This is a genomic window from Pantoea sp. sgz302252, from assembly GCF_047713085.1.
In the GTDB taxonomy this organism is placed as follows: Bacteria; Pseudomonadota; Gammaproteobacteria; order Enterobacterales; family Enterobacteriaceae; genus Scandinavium.
The window spans coordinates 1-1,889 of sequence record NZ_JBLFJW010000088.1 but is presented as its reverse complement, the minus strand read 5'-3'; the positions used below and the strand labels follow the sequence as shown (position 1 = coordinate 1,889).

Here is a 1,889-nt window from a genome sequence, read left to right as displayed (position 1 = left end):
TCTTCATCGTGTTCAGCCAGAGCATCAAGGGGGTGTCGGCCTGCGGCCTCCGCTTAAGGCGTTAATGCCCGCCCGGCGTGGGTCTGTCGCCGTCGGGTCGTGCCACGCGTGTCACTCCTTACCGCCGCCGCCAGCCAACGCATCCCGCCCGGGTTCAGCGTGGTCATGCAAACCCAAAACCCGGTCAGGCAGGTGTGCCACGGGGCGGCGTACCGTCGCCAGCGGGCCTCGCCAGCCCACGCCCGGCCAACCCGCACCGAAGCCGCAGCAAGCAGCGGCTTCGGTGCGGGTTACGTGAAGGGGTAATGATGGCGCTCACAGAAAAAGACAAGGACAAAACAAGACATTAACGGCGGCTGACGCCGCCGTTATACTGGCCTCCGGCGCAAAAGTGCGCGTCGGGCGTTGCGTGCTAATGTGTTGTTAAAGATGTGAAATTGGCTCTTTAAAAAGCGAGGCAGAACGCGGGTCGTGGCGTGTTAAAAAGTACGATGGCGTCGGGATCGTTCCTATGACCCGATAGGGCTGGCGGGGGGCAGTAATCCTTACAGTTACGTCAAAAATCCTCTTAAACTGATCGATCCTCTGGGGCTATGCCCCAAAACTGGTAGTGAATCCGAAGGTATCGTTTATTTGAGGACCAACCCTAAAACTGGTGAAATATATGTTGGTCAGGCAAAATCGGATGCAAGATTTGCAGCCCGCCAAGGGGAGCATGATTCGGCTTTAGGGGTGAGGCATGACTACCAAGAATTGGGGCGTGCAAAGCCAGGTACAGACCTTGATGTTTTGGAAGAAACAAAAATTAGAGAAATGGGTGGCATAAAAGAAACATCAAGAGGAACTCCTAAAGGAGGTACCTTGGCAAATAAGCGGCACCAGATGTCTGATGCTCGATACAAATCAAACGGCGGAACAACACCGATGCCATATTAATAAGGGAGAAATCATGGCGACAAATAAGAGAAGACGGAAACAGTCGTGGGGTGTTGGAGATATGTTTACTGTTCCGTTGTCAGATGGAACATATTGCATTGGAAAAGTTGTTGGTTTTGAACCAGAAGCATTGAATAGTACTATTTGTGCTTTTTATGCTCATCACGTTGTTAAAAAACCAGATTCCGAAATCAATTTAACTGATAATGAATTGATTTCAGTGCTATTTGTTACAAGAGATCTTCTTGACTCAGGAGATTGGGAGGTTTTTACAAAATGCTGTAATGAATTTCCTTTGGGTAACTACATCAATTTGAGAGAGTTGAGAGACAAGAAATATATTGGCGTAAGATCAATAGGCTCTGGAAATATAATTGAATTATTCAATGCATATTACTCTTTGGCTCCATGGAATGCATTTTATGACCCGAATTATCTTGATTCCTTGTTGGTTTCACCGGATAAAAAACCAAAAAATGTTTTGTTGAAATAAAAACAGCCGGGGATAATTACTTTATCCCCGATTATTTTATTACCATCAAATACTGCCTAACCCACTAAGCAACCAGCGCCTTGATCCCCATCGCCGCCTCTTTAAACTGGTAAAGCTCAGCCTTCAGGGCCTGCACTTCACTGGTATCCGCAATAATCGTCAGCACGCCATCTGATATTTTCACCGTCACGCCCGTCCCGGTATCAAACCCTGCGTCCTTCAGCCAGTCGCCTTTAAGCGTCAGGCTCGGATGACGGGAATAATAGCGTGTCCGGAATGTTTTGGGGTCGGCGTGCCGCGCGGTAATATACCCGACGCTGTAGCGGCGCTGCATTTTGGAAATCTTCCGTTCTGCCGTAGAATGCTTCTCAGCCATGATCAACTCCTGTTTAGTTGCCTGTGGTGAGCGGGATTGTGGTGGTCCAACACCACAATCCCGCGCTCAATTAATCCTTCTCTT

General features: G+C 48.8%; 4 protein-coding genes. 3 read left to right on the top strand and 1 reads right to left on the bottom strand.

Annotated elements, in window-relative coordinates; all coding sequences use genetic code 11:
- The first annotated feature begins 165 nt into the window (after window positions 1-165).
- From ACLW56_RS25200 to ACLW56_RS25190, 3 genes are all read left to right on the top strand, one after another.
- A complete protein-coding gene (locus ACLW56_RS25200; RefSeq protein ID WP_330986334.1) occupies window positions 166-306 on the top strand; it encodes a hypothetical protein in 141 nt (46 codons plus the stop codon).
- A gap of 327 nt (window positions 307-633) precedes the next feature.
- Window positions 634-936: a hypothetical protein gene (locus ACLW56_RS25195; protein ID WP_330986333.1), complete on the top strand. Its 303-nt coding sequence runs from the start codon at window positions 634-636 to the stop codon at window positions 934-936.
- Between the two features lie 13 nt (window positions 937-949).
- Window positions 950-1,429, top strand: a complete 480-nt coding sequence (locus tag ACLW56_RS25190) for an Imm26 family immunity protein (protein WP_330986332.1) — start codon at window positions 950-952, stop codon at window positions 1,427-1,429.
- Window positions 1,430-1,493: 64 nt separating this feature from the next.
- On the opposite strand, the gene ACLW56_RS25185 is transcribed toward ACLW56_RS25190, so the two are convergent.
- Complete coding sequence (locus tag ACLW56_RS25185; protein WP_330986331.1) at window positions 1,494-1,805, bottom strand: SymE family type I addiction module toxin; 312 nt, start codon at window positions 1,803-1,805, stop codon at window positions 1,494-1,496.
- Window positions 1,806-1,889: the final 84 nt, after the last annotated feature.